Raw genomic sequence first — 16,781 nt, 5'->3', positions numbered from 1 at the left:
GATCTGCATCTTCTTCTGCTCGGTCGTGAAGAACGCCCTGAAGTACGACGACAGCCTGGACGCCTTCGGCATCCACGGCATCGGCGGCATCGTCGGCGCCATCGGCACCGGCCTGCTGGTCAACCCCGCCTGGGGCGGCGCCGGCATCGTCGACTACAAGACCTGCGGCCTGGATGGCGACCTGTCGACCTGCGACAACGCCACCTACGACATGGTCGGCCAGGTGATCTCGCAGCTGAAGGGCGTTGGCGTCACCATCGTCTGGTCGCTGGTCGCCTCGCTGATCGTCTTCTACGTGATCAAGCTGGTCATCGGCCTGAAGGCTTCGCCGGAAGCCGAAGAAGAAGGCCTGGACATCTCGGAACACGGCGAACGCGCCTACCACAGCTAAGCTGGGGATAGTTCCTCGTCGAAGACCGGAAGGGCGTGGAGAGCGATCTCCGCGCCCTTTCTCTTTGCGGGTTGATCGGCCAAGCTCCGCGCCTTCCCGCTCTGGAGACCGTCGTGGACGCCCAACTGTTCCTGCTATGCGTCCTGACCTTCGTGATCCACCTGATCGGGGCCCTGGCCTACGCCGTGCGCATCGCCGGCGTCCGCACGCGGCGGATCGCCATGTCGTTCGCCCTGTTCAACGTGCTGGTGCTGCTGTCGCGCGCCTCGAACGCCTTCCAGGGTCCGTTCCTGTCCAAACGGATCGAGACCGAGCTTCTGGCCGGCACGGGACAGAACCTGCTGGCCGACTTCCAGTGGCTGATGGCCAGCGCCAGCCTGGCGGCCTTGGTCGGCGCCTTGATGATCCCGACGGCCCAGCGACTGTTCACCCGCGCCGTCGCCCACTTCCAGGTCCACCGCTCGGTGCCCAAGCTGCTGATGCACGCCTTCGCCAAGGGCGGGTTGTCCTATGTGCGCGACGCGGTCGCCCTGCCCTCGCCCGGCCACCTCAAGAGCCTGAAGCAGAAGATCGACGTGCCCGCGCGGGTGATCGTGCTGAACGTCCTGGCCCAGGCCCTGCTGACCGTCGGGGTCTTCGCCTCGCTCTATGCCGGCTATCTGGACCCGCAGTTCCGGGTGACGGCGGTGAGCCTGTCGTCGGTGATCAACGGCGTGGCGACGATCCTGCTGTTCGTGCTGATCGATCCTGCCCTGTCGATCATGACCGACGACGTGATGGACGGCCGCGTCAGCGAACCGGCCTTCCGCCGCGCCGTCGTCTGGTTCGCCGGCAGCCGTGTGGCCGGCACGGTGCTGGCCCAGCTGCTGCTGGTCCCAGCCGCGACCGGGGTCGTGATGCTGGCGCGGGTGATCTAGGGCGGATCGGCATCCAGCTTTGAGCGACCCCAAACCCGACCATCCCCGCGAAGGCGGGGATGGTCGGTGGTGGGAAAGCGAAGCTTGTCGATTTTCTAGCTAAATCCTGCGCGCGGTGACGATCGGCACCACGGGCATCAGCATCTGGCCCTTCATCACCGGATTGGTCGCCTCGCCCGGTGTGGGTAGGTTCAGGATCTTGCGGACGATCTCCATGCCCTTGATCACCTGACCGAAGGCCGCGAAGCCCAGATTGTCGCCCTCCGCCGCCGGATTGGCGTCGAGATACGGCGCCTCACCCACGCAGATGAAGAAGTCGCTGTCGCCGCTGCCCGGCTCGCGGCGGGCCAGCGACAGCGTGCCGTCGACGTGGCGCAGGCCCGTCTGGGTGGTCGGTTCGTGGGCCACGGGCTTGAGGACCTTCTTGGGATCCCCGGCCAGGCCACCCTCGATCAGGCCGTAGTCGACCGAGCTGGGCGCCTTGGCCGCGCGCCAGAAGCTGGCCCCGTCATAGAGCTTGCCGTCGACATATTGCAGGAAGTTGGCCGTGGTCAGCGGAGCCTGCTTGACCTTCAGGGCGATGATGATCGCGCCCAGGCTGGTGTCGAGGCTGACCAGGACGTCGCCTGGACCGGGCACGATCGGGGTTGGCGGCAGGCTCAGCACCTGGGCGGAGGCCGGCGCGGCGACGAGACTTCCGATGGCGGCGAGAACGTCACGGCGCTTCATTCGTAGCTCCTAGCTCAGGCGGCAGCGCCGCACCCACCAGTCGGGCCGCATCGCTTCCAGGCGCTCGGCCAGCCCCTCGGCCTCGATGTCGCTGGCGCAGAGGGCGAAACAGGTCGCCCCCGAGCCCGACATCCGGACTAGCAGACTTTCGGGCTCCTCGCGCAGGACGTCCAGCACCTCGCCGATGCGCGGCTCCAGCGCCACGGCCGGCGCCTCCAGATCGTTGCGAGTGGCGACGGACAGCCAGGCGGCGACCTCCTCGGCGCTTTCCAGGTCCGGCGGCAGGAACGGCGGCGTCGCACCCTCGGGATGCACGGCGGCGTCATAGGCCCGGTAGACCGCGCCAGTCGGCGACGGCGCGCCCGGATTGACCAGCACGGCGTTCAGCTCGGGCAGCGCGGGCGCGGGCGACAGGATCTCCCCTCGCCCCTCGGCCATCAGGGCCGTGGCCCGCAGGCAGGCCGCGCCGTCCGCGCCCAGGCTGGCGGCCAGGGGCTCCAGGTCATCGTCGGAGAAGTTCGGGGCCAGGGCGTCACGCAGCAGCTTCAAGGCCGCGCCGGCGTCGCTGGAGCCGCCGCCCAGGCCCGCCGCGATCGGCAGGCGCTTTTCCAGGATCAGGCGATACGGCGGGATCGGCCCGCCCAGCTTGGCGTGGAAGGCCCGCGCGGCGCGGACCACCAGGTTGTCGCCATCGGCCGGGATCGCCCCACCGAACGGCCCCGAGGTCTCGAAGGCTGGCGCGTCGCTGGGCTGGATCGCCACCTGGTCGCCGACGTCGGCGAAGACCATCAGGCTGGAGATCGGGTGATAGCCCTCGGCGTCCGGCCCGCCCACGTGCAGGAACAGATTGACCTTGGCAGGCGCGAAGGCGGACAGCCTCATGATCTCTCTGACTCAGCTGGGACGACGGTCCATCCGCCGATAGCTCAGTTGTGCGCCACCGTCGACTTGGTCGCCGCCGTGCCCGTCGGGCCCAGGCCGTTCTTCAGCTTGGCCTCGGACTCGGCCTTTTGCTTGTCGTCGGGTTCCAGGCTCAGCACGCGCTGCCATTGGAACTTGGCCTCGGTCTGGCGGCCGACCTTCCAGTAGGCGTCGCCCAGGTGCCCGTTCACGTCCGGATCGCCCGGCTCCATCTCGACGGCCGCTTCCAGCTTCTGGACGGCGGTCTTGTAGTCGCCCAGGCGGTAGTAGGCCCACCCCAGAGAGTCGAGCATGGCGCCCGACTGCGGACGCGCCGCCACGGCCTTCTGGACCATGCCTAAGGCCTCGGCCAGGTTCTCGTTGCGGTCTATCCAGCTGTAGCCGAGGAAGTTCAAGAGCTCCGGCTCGTCCGGATTGACCTTCAGCGCCGACTTCAGGTCGCGCTCGGCCTCGGGCCAGCGCTTGGCCTGCTCCAGGGCGACGGCGCGCAGGTACAGCAGGCGCCAGTCGGGAGTCTCGGTCTCGCGGGCGATGATCGGGTCCAGCACGGCGACGGACTCGTTCCACTGGCCGCCGGCGCGCAGCAGGTCGGCCAGGGCCACGCTGGCGTCGCGGTCGTTGGGCGCGGCGGCCGAGGCGGCCTTGGCCACCTCCAGCGCCTTGGCCTTGTCGCCGATGTCGTTCCAGGCCCAGGCGGTCTTGCTCTGGGCCGAGGCGTAGTGCGGCGAGCCCGGCTGGACATGGGCATAGGCCTCGATCGCGCCCTGCGGGTCCTCGCTCTGGTTCAGCAGGTCGCCGACCAGCACCCAGGCCTCGTCGCGGGCGGGGTCCAGGCGCAGGGCCAGACGCAGATAGGCCAAGGCGAACTGGGTCTGGCGCTCGCCGGCGAAGGTGGCTGCGCAGGCCACCAGGCCCTCGGCCGCGCCCTGGCGGATGGTCGGCAGCGCCGGCGGCGCGCCCTTGGCGGCGGCGCGGGCGCGGGCGCGCAGCAGGCCGGTGTCGCTGGGCGCCGTACGCAGCGCGTTGTCGTACAGGGCCACGGCGTCGGCGTGACGCTTGCGGCGCTCCAGGAACGAACCGTAGTCCAGGGTGAAGATGCTGGCCGTGGCGGCATTGGCGACCAGGGCCTTGTAGTCGGTCTCGGCCTCGTCATAGCGCTTGGCGCGTTCGAACAGGCGGGCCTGCCCCTGCTGGCCGAAATACTGGACCAGCTTGTCGCTGCGCAGGGTCGGCTGGACGATCGCGCCTTCCTTGTCCCCCGCCGCGGCGGCGGCCCACGGTCCCAACAACGCGGCGGCCTGCTGGTGCGGGAAGCCCGGAGCCTGCGTCTTCAACAGGGTTTGGGCGTCCTTGCCCTTGTCGGTAGCGAGGCTCTCGACGACGCGGGTCAGTACGCCCAGGCGCTTGACCGCCTCGGTGGCGTCCGGGTCGGTCGGGGCGACGGCGGCCGCGCGGGTGATCTCGCCCGCCAGCAGCAGCGCCGTGAACGACCGCTCGCCCAGCACGCCCGGATCCTCGCCCAGCACCGCGGCCGTGCCGAAATAGCCGGCGGCCTCCTTGCTCTTGCCGTCACGCAAGGCCGCCTGCCCCGCCAGGAACTGGCCGTACGAGCTGCGGGTGTCGAACAGCGACGAGCTCATGCTGGCCGGGCCACGCAGGGTGATCGAGCTGGGCGGCCCGCTCGAGCAGGCCGCCAGGGCCGAGACGGAAACGCAGGCGAGAAGGACTTGGATACGCGTCATCCGTCTACCCTCGACGCTTTCGATGCGCCTCGCAAGAAAAAGCCTCCCAGCCGGGGCTGGGAGGCTTTGTGCTCTTACATGTTCGGATAGTTGGGTCCGCCGCCGCCTTCCGGCGTGGTCCAGACGATGTTCTGCGACGGGTCCTTGATGTCGCAGGTTTTGCAGTGGACGCAGTTCTGGGCGTTGATCTGGAAGCGCGGATCCTGGCCCTGCTCGTTGTACAGCACCTCATAGACGCCAGCCGGGCAGTACAGACGCGCCGGCTCGCCATACTTGGGCAGATTGACCGAGATCGGGATCGACGGGTCCTTCAGCTTCAGGTGCGCTGGCTGGTCTTCCTCGTGGTTGGTAGCCGACAGGAACACCGAGCTCAGCTTGTCGAAGCTGATCACGCCGTCCGGCTTGGGATAGACGATCGGCTGATAGTCCTTGGCCAGGCCCGTCGAGGCCGCATCGGTCTTCTCGTGCTTCATCGTGCCGAAGAACGAGAAACCGCCGAACAGGTGCGTACACCACATGTCGAACATGCTGACCGCGCCGCCCAGGGCGGTGCCGAACTTGCCCAGCATCGGCTTGGCGTTGCGGACGACCTTCAGCTCCTTGGCCACCCACGACTTGTCGTAGGCGGTCTGGTAGCTGGTCAGCTCGTCGCTGGTCCGGCCGGCCTGCACGGCCTCATAGGCGGCCTCGGCGGCCAGCATGCCGGTCTTGACGGCGTTGTGGCTGCCCTTGATGCGCGGCACGTTGACGAAGCCGGCCGAGCAGCCGATCAGCACGCCGCCTGGGAAGGTCAGCTTCGGCACCGACTGGTAGCCGCCCTCGGTGATGGCCCGCGCGCCGTAGGCGATGCGCTTGCCGCCTTCCAGATAGGGCTTCACGCCCGGATGCTGCTTGAAGCGCTGGAACTCGTCGAAGGGCGAGATCCACGGGTTCTTGTAGTTCAGGTGTACGACGTAGCCGATGGCCACGTAGTTGTCCCCGAAGTGGTACATGAAGCTGCCGCCGCCGGTGTTGTTGTCCAGCGGCCAGCCGGTGGTGTGCTCGGCCAGGCCCGGCTGGTGCTGCTCGGGCGGGACCTGCCACAGCTCCTTGATGCCGATGCCGTACTTCTGTGGCGACTTGCCGGCCGACAGATCGAACTTCTCGATCAGTTGCTTCGCCAGCGAGCCGCGCACGCCCTCGGCGATGAAGACGTACTTGCCGTGCAGCTCCATGCCCGGCTGGAAGTCGGGCTTATGGTGGCCGTCCTTGGCGATGCCGACGACGCCGACCACGACGCCCTTCACCGAACCATCCTCGTTCCAGACCAGGTCCGAAGCCGCGAAGCCCGGATAGATCTCGACGCCCAGCGCCTCGGCCTTGCCGGCCAGCCAGCGGGTCAGGTTGCCCAGCGAGGCGATGTAGCAGCCGTGGTTGTGCATGAACGGCGGCATGGCGAACATCGGCAGGGAAAGCTCGCCCTGCGGACCCAGGAGCTTGAAGCGGTCCTTGGTGACCGGCGTCTCCAGCGGCGCGCCCAGTTCCTTCCAGTTGGGGAACAGCTCGGCCAGGCCCTTGGGATCGATCACCGCGCCCGACAGGATGTGGGCGCCGACTTCCGAGCCCTTTTCCAGCAGGGCCACCGAAATCTCGGTCCCGGCCTTCTCGGCCATCTGCTTCAGGCGGATCGCCGCCGAGAGGCCTGCAGGACCACCGCCGACGATGACGACGTCGTACTCCATCGACTCGCGTTCGAGGTCTTCGCTCATAAGGTCTCCCGATCGGGCCCAACCCTCGCTCTTGGGGCCGCCCGTCTTATGACTGTTTGAATCAGAGCTTATCCAAACGTGACGTAGTGGCGGTCAAGCGCCTAGCGTCTCTTTTTTGCTGCATCGCAGCGTGGAGACCGGCGAAGATCCGCGCTAAGACGGTCTCATGAGCCTCGCCGCCGATCAACGCGCTGTCGAAAGCCTGCTAGCCTTCTGGGCCGATGCGGGCGTCGAAGCCTTGTACGCGGACGCCCCGATCGACCGTCTAGCCGAGGGCGCGGCGATGCTGCGCGCCAAGAGCCAGCCGCCGCCTCCAGTCGCCATCGCCCGGCCCGTGGTCTCGCGTGGTCCCGACGTCGGCTCGGCCGTCGCCATGGCCAAGGCCGCCGCGGCCGCCTGTGACGACCTGGAATCCCTGGCCGCCGCCATCGCCGCCTTCGATGGCTGCCCGCTGAAGACCCAAGGCGCCAAGCAGGCCGTGTTCTCGCGCGGCGCCGCCGATGCCCCGCTGATGATCATCGGCGAAGGCCCCGGCGCCGACGAGGACGCTCAAGGCCAGCCGTTCGTCGGCCGCGCCGGCAAGCTGCTGGACCGCATGATCAAGGCCGCCGGCCTGGAAGGCCGCGTCTTCATCACCAACACCGTCTTCTGGCGCCCGCCCGGCAACCGCACGCCCACGCCCCAGGAGCAGGCGACCTGCGCCCCCTTCGTCGAGCGCGCCATCGCGCTGGTGAAACCCAAGATGCTGATGCTGGCCGGCGGGGCCTCGGCCAAGTCGGTGTTGAAGCGCGAGGAAGGCATCCTGTCCATGCGCGGCCGCTGGTTCGAATGGGTCTCGGACGACAAGTCGATCGAGCTTCCGGCCATGCCGACCCTGCACCCGGCCTTCCTGCTGCGCACGCCCGCGCAGAAGAAGAAGGCCTGGCAGGACCTTCTGACGCTGACCGAGCGGCTTGATCGTCCCGAGCGCCCGCATTAAAACGTCGTTCGACTAGTGGGAACGGGGGACGCGCGCCTGCGGGGGAGCGCGGATCACTTTTTGAAGCTTTGGGCTCGCCCTCTTGCCGTGTTTTCGGCCCTTCTCCTGTGCGCGACGGCTTCCGTTTCGCATGCGGGCGCCCTCGACCCTTTATCTCCGGAAGATGTCCGCGCCTATCGCGCCGCCTTCGCGGCCGCCGATCGCGGCGATTTCGACGCCGCCGAGGCCGCTTACGCCAACACCCGCGACCACAGCCTGGCCGGCCGCCTGGCCTTCGCCAAGGTCATGCACCCGACCCGCTACTCGGCCAGCTATGACGACCTGACCAAGTGGCTCCGCGCCTATCCCGAAGAAGCGGGCGCCGATCGCGTCTACGCCCTGGCGCTCAAGCGCAAGCCGGCCGGCAAGCGTGTCGCCGCCGCGCCGATCCCCGAACTGTTCATCGGCGACGACACCGCGCCGCCGCCCGCCGACAAGGGCCGCGCCTCGCGGGAAGCCTACTATTCCGGCGACGTGCAGAAGGCCCTGGCCCTGGCCATCGCCGGCGGCGAGACCTGGATCGCGGGGCTTTCGGCCTATCGCCTGGGCGACTACCGCGCCGCCCAGGCCTATTTCGAGCAGGTCGCCCACGACCAGAACGAAGACGAGTGGCTGCGCGCCGCCGGCGCCTTCTGGGCCGCCCGCACCGCCAGCCAGGCCGGCCACGGCCGCGACGCCCAGGCCCTGCTCAGCGAGGCCGCCCGCTCGCCGCACACCTTCTACGGCATGATCGCCGTGCGCCAGCTGGCCATGGCCGGGATCACGACGACGGCCGAAGAAAGCTTCGACCCGATCGCCAGCCTGCTGACCCGGGCCAGCTATGCCGGCCCGGACACCGCGTCGCTGGACCGCCTGGTCAGCAACGATCCGCGCGCCCATCGCGCCACCGCCCTGGCTCAGGTCGGCCGCTGGCGCGAAGCCGGCATGGAGCTGCGCGCCGGCCTGTCGCTGGCCGATACGCCGGAACTGCGCGACGACTGGACCGCCTTGGCCTTGGCCCTGAACGCCAATGCTCCGCTGAATGCCGGCCGGCCGGTGCGCCGGGTCGGCGGCGAGGACTATCCCCTGCCCCCGCTGGATCCGGTGGGCGGTTTCACGATCGATAAGGCCATGGTCTACGCCCTGGTGCGCCAGGAGAGCCGCTTCGACCCGCTGGCCGTCTCCTCCGCCGGGGCCATGGGCCTGATGCAGGTGCGCCCGGCCTCGGCCGCCGACGTGGTGGGCGACGACAAGCTGTTGGCCGACAACAGCCCGCTGTTCGACCCGGCCTACAACCTCCGCGCCGGCCAGGACTACTTCACCTGGCTGATGGATCGCGGCGTCAAGAGTCCCGACCTGCTGCGCGCGGTGGCGGCCTATAACGGCGGCCCGGCCACGCTGAACCGCACCGCCGCCCAGTTGGGCGCCGACTGCGACACCCTGCTGCTGATCGAGAGCCTGCCGTTCAAGGAAACCCGCAACTACGTCGAGAAGGTGATGGCCAGCTACTGGACCTATCGCCGGCTGATGGGCGCCGAGAACAAGACCCTGGACGCGGTGGCGTCGGGCGCGCGGACGGTGGATTTCAGGCTCGACCCGCAGGTGGCGGCGCCGACGAGCATTGATCAGCTGATGACGTCGTTGGCGTCGGCGCAGCCTTAGGCCGCGCCCTCCTCCTCCCGTCATTCCCGCCCTTGTGGCGGGAACCCCTGGTTCAGCTGACACGTGAGATGCAAGCGACCTGCTGAGCAGGTCGCCCCTCCCGCACCTGCGGCGGGCAGAGGGGTTCCCGCCACAAGGGCGGGAATGACGGTGTTTGGGGGTGGCTGGATGGCCTAGTAGTCCAGCCGCTTAGCCTTCAGCGCCTTCGCCACAGCCTTCTCGTCACCACCGCCCGCAGGCCAGTCCAGCCGCCGCACCAGCATTCCATGCAAACGCGGCGACAGCTTGCTGAGCAGCCCCCCCGGAACGGTCAGCACCGCTGGCGCCCCAGCCCCGCCAGCCAGGTGCTTCTCAACCGGCTCCCGCCAGCCCTCACGCAGCGCCGGGGCCGAGCGCAGGGTCAGGATCCAGTCGCCCCGCGCGACCGCCACGCCGGCCGCCAGGCGGTCGCCGGAAGCCTGCACCAGCCGCGCCCCGCTGTCCTCGGCCAAGGCCTCCACGCCGGGTTCGCCATCGGCGACCAAGATCACCTCCTTGACCAGCCCGTCCACGGCGGCGGGCACCAGCATGGACATCTGAGCGGCCAGGCCTGGCAGGTCTTCGGAGGCGACGAGAACGACGGAGATCATGGCCCTGCTTGGGCTAGCGAAGCGCTTGAGGTCAAGAGCGCCCCTCCGTCACGGCGCGTATTCGCCGTGCCACCTCCCCAGCAAGCGGGGCAGGAAAGAAGCGACAACCTCCTCACCCGTGAAACGGGGGAGGTGGATCGCTGCGGATACGCAGCGAGACGGAGGGGGCGTTAAGCGGCTATCCGAACAAATCCATCTGCCCACTGCCCCCCAGCCTCGGTGGCGTGAACTGGCTCGCATCCAGCGGCGTCCACGGCTGATCCAGTCCGAACTTCTTCACCGCCAGGTGGAACCTCTGTCGCAGCACCTCGGCCACCGGCCCGTCGCCGACCATCCGCTCGCCCCAGGTCGCCTTGTAGGCCTCCCCATGCCGGATCTGCCGCACCAGCGACATCACCCGCCGCGCCCGGTCGGGATGGTCGGTTTCGAGCCATTCCTCGAACAGCTGGGCGATCTCGCGCGGCAGGCGCAGGGCCACGTAGCCCGCCCCGCGCGCGCCCGCCTTGGCGGCCGCTTCCAGCACGCCTTCGACCTCGTGGTCGTTGAGACCCGGAATGGCCGGGGCGAACATCACCGTCACCGGCACGCCCGCCTCGGTCAGCCGCCGCACCGCCTCGATCCGCTTGCCCGGCGTGGCCGCGCGCGGTTCCATGCTGCGGGCCAGGTGACGATCCAGCGTGGTGATCGAGATCGCCACCCGCGCCAGCTTCCGTTCCGCCAGGCGGCTGTAGATATCGAGATCGCGCAGCACCAAGGCCGACTTGGTGATGATCGTGAATGGGTGACTGTAGCGCTCAAGCACCTCGATCACCTGCCGCGTCACCCGCAGCTGCTTCTCGTCGGGCTGGTAGGGATCGGTGTCGCCGCCGATATGGATGGTCGCCGGCTTGTAGCCGGGCTTGGCCAGTTCCTTTTCCAGCAGCTCGCCCGCATGCGGCTTGAAGAAGATCTTGCTCTCGAAATCCAGGCCCGGCGACAGGCCCAGATACGCGTGGGCCGGCCGGGCGTAGCAGTAGATGCAGCCATGGCTGCAGCCGCGATACGGATTGATCGAGCGGTCGAAGCCGACATCCGGGCTTTGGTTGCGGGCGATGATCGTCCGCGACTTCATCGCCTGCAGCTCGGTCTTCAGCTGCTTGGGCTCTTCCTCCTCGCCCCAGCCGTCGTCGAACGCCTCGCGCTGGTTCGCCTCGAAACGCCCTGTTCGATTGGACTTCGCGCCCCGCCCCCTGGGAGCCGGCGCCGATTTTACTGCCTCGGCCATGGCGTGATTATGCGCGCCATTCAGAACAAAACAAGAACTTCATTTCACTGCGCGACGCTGCGCCAATCCGTCGCAGCCCGTTCACCACGCGGCTCAACCTTTGGAAAGCTCATCCGGGCGATCCTGAAAGCCAGACCGCGCAAAGGTTTGCGTGGCCAAGTTGGAAGCGTCGAATGTCCGAAAGCGAACGCCTCGCCGCGCTCGTCTCGTACCGGGTTCTGGATACCGCGCCCGAGCCGGTGTTCGACGACATCACACGCCTGGCCGCCCAGCTGTTCGACACCCCGATGGCCGTCGTCTCGCTGGTCGATCGCGATCGCCAATGGTTCAAGTCAAAGCAAGGCCTGGACGGCTGTTCGACGCCTCGCGACCAAGCCTTCTGCTCCCATGCGATCAAGCTGCCGCCGAACGAGATCATGGTGGTCGAGAACGCTGCGCTGGACCCGCGCTTCGCCGACAACCCACTGGTCACGGGCGATCCCAATGTCCGCTTCTACGCCGGCGCGGTGCTCACCACCCCCGAGGGTTACAACCTGGGCACCCTGTGCGTGATCGACAGCACACCTCGCCCGCCGATCACCGACGCCCAGAAGAGCCAGCTGAAGGTCCTGGCCGGCGCCGTCGTCGCTCAACTGGAAAAGACCCGCTACGAGCGCCGCCTGCAGGAGGAAAGCCGCCTCCTCCAGATGACCGAGACCATCTCGGGCGTCGGCCACTGGCGCGCCAATCTGCTGACCGGGGCGATCCACTGGTCGGACGAGGTCTACAAGATCTACGGCCTGACACCGGAGACCTTCATCCCGTCCTCCGACAACTGGCTGGACCTCTATCACCCCGACGACCGCGCCGCCGCCCGCGCCGCTTTTGGCCGGGTCGTGAAGGGCGAGCCGCTGGTCGAGCACCAGCTGCGCCTGATGCGCGCCGACGGCGAGGTTCGCCAGGGTCTGGGCCGCGCCACCAGCGAGTATGACGAGACCGGCAAGGTCGTGGCCGTCTTCGGCGTGCTGGAAGACGTCACCGCCCGCAACGCCGCCTTCGAGGCCCTGCGCCGCAGCGAGAACCAACTGCGCGCCAGCGAGGCTCATGCCCGCAAGGTCGTGGCCAACGCCTATCAGGCCATCGTCACGATCGACGAGGCCGGCCAGGTCACCGGCTGGAACCGCTTCGCCGAGCAGACCTTCGGCTGGACGGCCGAGGAAGCGATCGGCAAGCGCCTCAGCGACTTCATCATCCCCGAGGAACACCGCAGCGCCCACAACCGGGGCATGGCTCGCTTCCTGCGCACCGGCGAGAGCGCGGTGATCGACCAGCGCATCGAGGTGCCGGCCCTACGCAAGTCCGGCGAGGCCTTCCCTATCGAGCTGGCCATCAGCGGCGCCGAAGGGCCGGACGGCTGGACCTTCACCGCCCTGATGCACGACATCTCGGCCCGCCGAGCGCAGATGGAGATCTTCGAGACCTCGTTCGACCACGCCGCCGTCGGCATGGCCCTGGTCACGCTGGAAGGCGGCTTCCACAAGATCAACGACGCCTTCTGCGGCATCGTCGGCTATTTGCCCGAAGAGCTGCTGGCGACCGACTTCCAGACCATCACTCACCCGGAGGACCTGGAGAAGGACCTCTCCCTGCTGCAGCAGCTGCTGGCTGGCGAGATCTCGACCTACGGCATGGACAAGCGCTACCTGCACAAGGACGGCCGGCTGGTCTGGGTGCATCTGTCGGTGTCGCTGGTGCGCGGCCCCGACGGCGCGCCAAAGCACTTCATCGCCCAGGTCCAGGACCAGACCGCCCGCATCGAGGCCCAGGACGCCCTGGAGCGCCAGACCCTCTCCCTGGCGGCCATGGCCGAGCAGCTGGCCGTGGCCAAGGACGTCGCCGAGGACGCCGCCCGCGCCAAGGCCGAGTTCCTGGCCACCATGAGCCACGAGCTGCGCACGCCGCTCAACAGCGTCATCGGTTTTGCCCGCCTGCTGACCGACAGCCGCGAGCTGACCCCGGGCGATCGCCGCAACGCCGAGCGTGTCCGTTCCGCCGGTGAAGGCCTGAACGTCCTGATCAACGACATCCTCGACTATTCCAAGCTGGACGCCGGCGCCGTGGCGCTGGAGGCCAAGCCCTTCAGCCTGGACGACCTGGTCTCCGACACCCTGGCCATGGTCGAACCGCAAGCCTCGGAGCGCGGTGTGTCCCTGCGCCGGGCGGGCCGCACCGCCGGCTGGGTCGAGGGTGACGCCTTCCGCCTGCGCCAGGTGCTGCTGAACCTGCTGTCCAACGCGGTGAAGTTCACCAAGGACGCCGCCGTGAGCGTCGACGTCACGCCGCTGGACGCCCCCGCCGGCCGCAAGCGCCTGCGAGTCGCAGTCATCGACGAAGGGGTCGGCATCGCGCCTGACGCCCTGGGCCGCCTGTTCACCCGCTTCTCGCAGGCCGACGACTCCATCACCCGCAAGTTCGGCGGCACGGGCCTGGGCCTGGCCATCTCCCGCGAGCTGGTCGAGCTGATGGGCGGGGTGATCGGTGTCGAGAGCACGCTGGGCGAAGGCTCGACCTTCTGGTTCGAGATCGATCTGGCCGTCGCCGCCCCGATCGTCACGGTCGGCGCGCCCAAGGCCCTGCGCCGGTTCGAAGGCCGCCGCGTCCTGCTGGTCGACGACACCGAGCTGAACCGCGAGCTGTTCAAGGCCCTGCTGGAGCGGCGCGGCTGCGTGGTCGGCCTGGCCGCCGACGGCGCCGAGGCCGTCGCCGCGCTGGAGACCGCTCGCTACGACCTCGTGCTGATGGACGTGCACATGCCGGTGATGGACGGCCGCGCCGCCACCCGCGAGATCCGCCGCCGAGGCCTGACCGACGCGCCGATCCTGGCCCTGACGGCCGGCGGCACGCCCGACCAGATCGCCGCCTGCAAGGCGGCCGGCATGACCGACTACCTGCTCAAGCCCCTCTCGGAGCAGCAGCTGGAACAGGCCCTGGCCCAGCACCTGCTGGGCGACCACGCGCCCGCCCCCTCGCCCGCCGACGAGCTCGACGACGAGCGCCAGGCCCGCGACGCTCTGGAGGCCCTGATGGGCGCCGAGGCCAGCCTGAAGATGGCCCGCCTGCTGCGCGGCCAGCTGGACGCGGTGCTGCGGGATCCCGCCTCGCGGACCTTGAGTGAAGAAGCCCACACCACCGCCGGTTCGGCGGGCCTGCTGGGCTTCATGCGCCTGTCGGGGGCCGCGCGGGTGCTGGAGGACTGCCTGCGCGCCGGCGAGCCTTCGGCCAACGCCTTCGCCGCCGCCCGCACGGCCGCCGACGCCGCCGAGCGCGTGCTGGCGACCTGGATCGCCCGCTTGGAAGGAGCGCTCCCGCACGAGGTCGCGGCCTGATGCCCAACCGCATCCTCATCGTCGACGACGACCCGATGATCCGGCACTTCGTCGACCTTGTGCTGACGCAGCAGGGCTTCAAGGTGGTCACCGCCGCCTCGTCCGACACGGCCATGCAGTTGCTGGGTCGCGAGGGTTTCGCCCTGGTCCTGCTGGACATCAACATGCCCGGCATGAACGGCCTGGACGTCCTGCGCCTGATGCGCGCCCGCCCTGGTCGACCGAAAATCCTGATGATCACCGCCCATCGCGATCCGGCCACCATCATGCAGGCCCTGGAGCAAGGCGCCGACGGCTACCTGGCCAAGCCTTTCAAGCCCCAGGACCTGCTCAAGCGCATCGAGACCGTCCTGAAGGGCCCCGTCCCGCCCAAGACGTCGGAGGCCAAGGCCTCCGACGAGCTGATCCTGGACTAGGCCTTGCGTTTCTCGGCGTCACTGGCCTCGCGGTCATGGTTGAGCTGAGGATCGTGCGCATGGCGCAGATCGGTCTCGCCGCCGCCGCCGGAGACCTTACTGTGGCGGCTGTAGCGATCGGGATCGTCGGGATCCTTCACGGTCGGATCCGGCGGGGACTTGTCGCGGTTTTCGTGGCTGGAACCGGGACCGCCCCAGCGTTCGGTGTTGTCGGAATGTTGGGCCATGAGGTCCTCCTGTTTCAGGAGGGAACCCCGCCTTCGTCGGCCAAGTTCCGGCGTGAAACAGATGGCGCTCGCTGCGGATCAGCTCCGCTCCGCCTCGGCGGTCACGCGGTCCAGGTACTGGCGGATATTGGCCGCCTCGGCGGCGGTGTTGGCCAGCGAAATCGCCCGGTCGAAAGCCTCGCGGGCCTCGGCCTTGCGACCGGCCTGCAGCAGGAAGGCGCCCCGCGCGCCGTGATAGTGGAAATAGCCCTCCAGGCGCGCGCCCAGCGGCTCGATCATCGCCAGCGCCGCCTCGGGTCCTCGCACCTTGGCCGTCGCCACCGCGCGGTTCAGCGTGATCACCGGCGAGGGCTGCATGATCTCCAGCGTGGCGTAGAGGGCGTCGATTCCGCCCCAGTCGGTGTCCGCCGCCGTCCCGGCGCGGGCATGCAGGGCGGCGATGGCGGACTGCACCTGGTACGGCCCCGGATCGCGCTTCAGCATCGCCTTGTCAATGAGAGCGAGCCCCTCGCCGATCATCTGGCGATTCCAAAGGCTTCGGTCCTGATCCTCCAGCAGGATCGCCTGGCCGTCGGCAGTGAAGCGAGCGTCCGAGCGAGCATGCTGGATCAGCAGCAGCGCGGTCAGCCCCATCATCTCAGGCTCGGCGGGGAACAGGCGCAGCAGCAGGCGGGCCAGGCGGATGGCCTCGTCGCACAGGCCGCCCTTGGCCTCGACCGCCTTGCCGCTGGCCGAATAGCCTTCGTTGAAGACCAGGTAGATCATCGCCGCCACCGCCGCGAAGCGCTCGGCGCGCTCGATCGGGCCCGGCGCCTCGAACGGCGCGTCGCCGGCCCCGATGCGGGCCTTGGCGCGGGTGATCCGCTGCTCCATGGCCGACTCGCCGACCACGAAGGCGCGGGCGATCTCCTTGACCGACAGGCCCGAGACGATGCGCAGGGCCAGGGCGATCTGCTGGGTGGCGGGCAGGTCGGGGTGGCAGCAGATGAACAGCAGCCGCAGGACGTCGTCGCGATAGTGCGAGCCGTCCAGCCGCTCGGCGGCCTCGGCCTCGGCGTCCTCGAGATCCGAGAGCAGCTCCTCGGGCGGCAAGGCGGTGTTGCGGCTGGTCTTCCGGACAGCGTCGATGGCGGCGTTGCGGCCGACCATGATCAGCCAGGCGGTCGGATCGCGGGGCGGGCCGTTCTTGGGCCAGCTCTTCAGGGCGCGCAGGCAGGCGTCCTGGAACGCCTCCTCCGCCGCGTCCATGTCGCGGAAGTAGCGCAGCAGCGCCGCCATGGCCTGGGGCCGGGCGGCGGTGAGCGCTCCCTCGATCCAACCCAGGTCGGTCACGCTTCAACGGCCTCCCCAATGGACTCTGGAGTCGGGGCCGGGTTGAACATCGCGATCGGACGGATCTCGTACGAGCCGCCCGGATTGGCTTTGCCCAGGTCGCGGGCGATGTCGAGCGCGCCTTCCAGGCTGTCGCAATCGACGACGTAGAAGCCCAGCAGCTGTTCCTTGGTCTCGGCGAACGGGCCGTCCAGCACCAGCGGCGGCTCGCGGTCCTTGCGCAAGGTCGTGGCGGCGGTGGTCGGCATCAGGCGGGCGACGGGGCCCAGGCGGCCCTGCTTGGCCAGGTTCTCCTGGACGGCGATCAGCTTGCCCATGACCTCGTCCTCGTGGTCCTTGGACCAGCCGCAGATCACGTCTTCCTGGTTGTAGCAGAGTATGGCGTAGAGCATGGGCAGTCCTTTGCTTCCGTCCCTAGGACGGCGGACTATGCCCGCATCC

General features: G+C 68.9%; 14 protein-coding genes and 2 pseudogenes. 6 read left to right on the top strand and 10 right to left on the bottom strand.

The genetic code is table 11. The features are described 5' to 3' along the window. Both J7528_RS22615 and J7528_RS22610 read left to right on the top strand, forming a co-directional pair. A pseudogene (locus J7528_RS22615) lies at nucleotides 1–391 on the top strand (ammonia channel protein); the annotation flags it as partial. A gap of 113 nt (nucleotides 392–504) precedes the next feature. Beyond that, a complete protein-coding gene (locus tag J7528_RS22610; RefSeq protein ID WP_291879304.1) occupies nucleotides 505–1,308 on the top strand; it encodes a lipid II flippase Amj family protein in 804 nt (267 codons plus the stop codon). Between the two features lie 99 nt (nucleotides 1,309–1,407). On the opposite strand, the gene J7528_RS22605 is transcribed toward J7528_RS22610, so the two are convergent. From J7528_RS22605 to J7528_RS22590, 4 genes are all read right to left on the bottom strand, one after another. Then, on the bottom strand, nucleotides 1,408–2,037 hold the full coding sequence (locus tag J7528_RS22605) for a peptidylprolyl isomerase (RefSeq protein ID WP_291879301.1): 630 nt from the start codon (nucleotides 2,035–2,037) through the stop codon (nucleotides 1,408–1,410). A 9-nt stretch (nucleotides 2,038–2,046) separates the two neighbouring features. After that, nucleotides 2,047–2,919: a 4-(cytidine 5'-diphospho)-2-C-methyl-D-erythritol kinase gene (locus J7528_RS22600; protein ID WP_291879299.1), complete on the bottom strand. Its 873-nt coding sequence runs from the start codon at nucleotides 2,917–2,919 to the stop codon at nucleotides 2,047–2,049. A 44-nt stretch (nucleotides 2,920–2,963) separates the two neighbouring features. Further along, nucleotides 2,964–4,700 (bottom strand): tetratricopeptide repeat protein, encoded by a 1,737-nt coding sequence (locus J7528_RS22595; protein WP_291879296.1) that lies wholly within the window; start codon nucleotides 4,698–4,700, stop codon nucleotides 2,964–2,966. Between the two features lie 74 nt (nucleotides 4,701–4,774). Continuing rightward, the gene (locus tag J7528_RS22590; RefSeq protein WP_291879294.1) at nucleotides 4,775–6,448 is read right to left on the bottom strand and encodes an electron transfer flavoprotein-ubiquinone oxidoreductase; all 1,674 of its coding nucleotides are present in this window, start codon (nucleotides 6,446–6,448) and stop codon (nucleotides 4,775–4,777) included. A 166-nt stretch (nucleotides 6,449–6,614) separates the two neighbouring features. Here J7528_RS22590 and J7528_RS22585 point away from each other — a divergent pair, with 166 nt between their 5' ends. Next, entirely contained in the window at nucleotides 6,615–7,427 is an 813-nt protein-coding gene (locus J7528_RS22585) for a uracil-DNA glycosylase (RefSeq protein ID WP_291879291.1), read from the top strand. 60 nt (nucleotides 7,428–7,487) lie between these two features. Then, nucleotides 7,488–9,107, top strand: coding sequence for a lytic transglycosylase domain-containing protein (locus tag J7528_RS22580; RefSeq protein ID WP_291879288.1), 1,620 nt, complete (start codon nucleotides 7,488–7,490; stop codon nucleotides 9,105–9,107). On the opposite strand, the pseudogene J7528_RS22575 reads toward J7528_RS22580, so the two are convergent. From J7528_RS22575 to J7528_RS22565, 3 genes and pseudogenes are all read right to left on the bottom strand, one after another. After that, nucleotides 9,087–9,243: pseudogene (locus tag J7528_RS22575) on the bottom strand (hypothetical protein); the annotation flags it as partial. The gene J7528_RS22580 and the pseudogene J7528_RS22575 sit on opposite strands and share 21 nt — an antisense overlap. Nucleotides 9,244–9,280: 37 nt before the next feature. Further along, nucleotides 9,281–9,736, bottom strand: a complete 456-nt coding sequence (locus J7528_RS22570; protein WP_291879285.1) for a cell wall biosynthesis glycosyltransferase — start codon at nucleotides 9,734–9,736, stop codon at nucleotides 9,281–9,283. Between the two features lie 178 nt (nucleotides 9,737–9,914). Continuing rightward, nucleotides 9,915–11,000, bottom strand: coding sequence for a PA0069 family radical SAM protein (locus tag J7528_RS22565; protein WP_291879282.1), 1,086 nt, complete (start codon nucleotides 10,998–11,000; stop codon nucleotides 9,915–9,917). A 173-nt stretch (nucleotides 11,001–11,173) separates the two neighbouring features. On the opposite strand from J7528_RS22565, the gene J7528_RS22560 reads away from it, so the two are divergent. After that, entirely contained in the window at nucleotides 11,174–14,365 is a 3,192-nt protein-coding gene (locus J7528_RS22560; RefSeq protein ID WP_291879278.1) for a PAS domain S-box protein, read from the top strand. Continuing rightward, entirely contained in the window at nucleotides 14,365–14,781 is a 417-nt protein-coding gene (locus tag J7528_RS22555) for a response regulator (RefSeq protein WP_291879275.1), read from the top strand. Before J7528_RS22560 ends, J7528_RS22555 begins: the two co-directional genes overlap by 1 nt. On the opposite strand, the gene J7528_RS22550 is transcribed toward J7528_RS22555, so the two are convergent. The 3 genes from J7528_RS22550 to J7528_RS22540 all read right to left on the bottom strand — a co-directional run bounded on the left by J7528_RS22550 (nucleotide 14,778) and on the right by J7528_RS22540 (nucleotide 16,732). Then, nucleotides 14,778–15,008, bottom strand: coding sequence for a hypothetical protein (locus J7528_RS22550; protein WP_291879272.1), 231 nt, complete (start codon nucleotides 15,006–15,008; stop codon nucleotides 14,778–14,780). The two genes, J7528_RS22555 and J7528_RS22550, sit on opposite strands and share 4 nt — an antisense overlap. Nucleotides 15,009–15,086: 78 nt before the next feature. Then, entirely contained in the window at nucleotides 15,087–16,340 is a 1,254-nt protein-coding gene (locus J7528_RS22545; protein ID WP_291879269.1) for an RNA polymerase sigma factor, read from the bottom strand. Further along, nucleotides 16,337–16,732 carry a YciI family protein gene (locus tag J7528_RS22540; protein ID WP_291879267.1) on the bottom strand — a complete coding sequence of 132 codons (396 nt, stop codon included), beginning with the start codon at nucleotides 16,730–16,732 and terminating at the stop codon, nucleotides 16,337–16,339. Before J7528_RS22540 ends, J7528_RS22545 begins: the two co-directional genes overlap by 4 nt. Between the last annotated feature and the right edge of the window lie 49 nt (nucleotides 16,733–16,781).

This window comes from Caulobacter sp., from assembly GCF_017744445.1.
Classification (GTDB): domain Bacteria; phylum Pseudomonadota; class Alphaproteobacteria; order Caulobacterales; family Caulobacteraceae; genus Caulobacter.
Note: the sequence above shows the minus strand (reverse complement) of the source record. Positions and strands in the feature narration are given on the sequence as shown.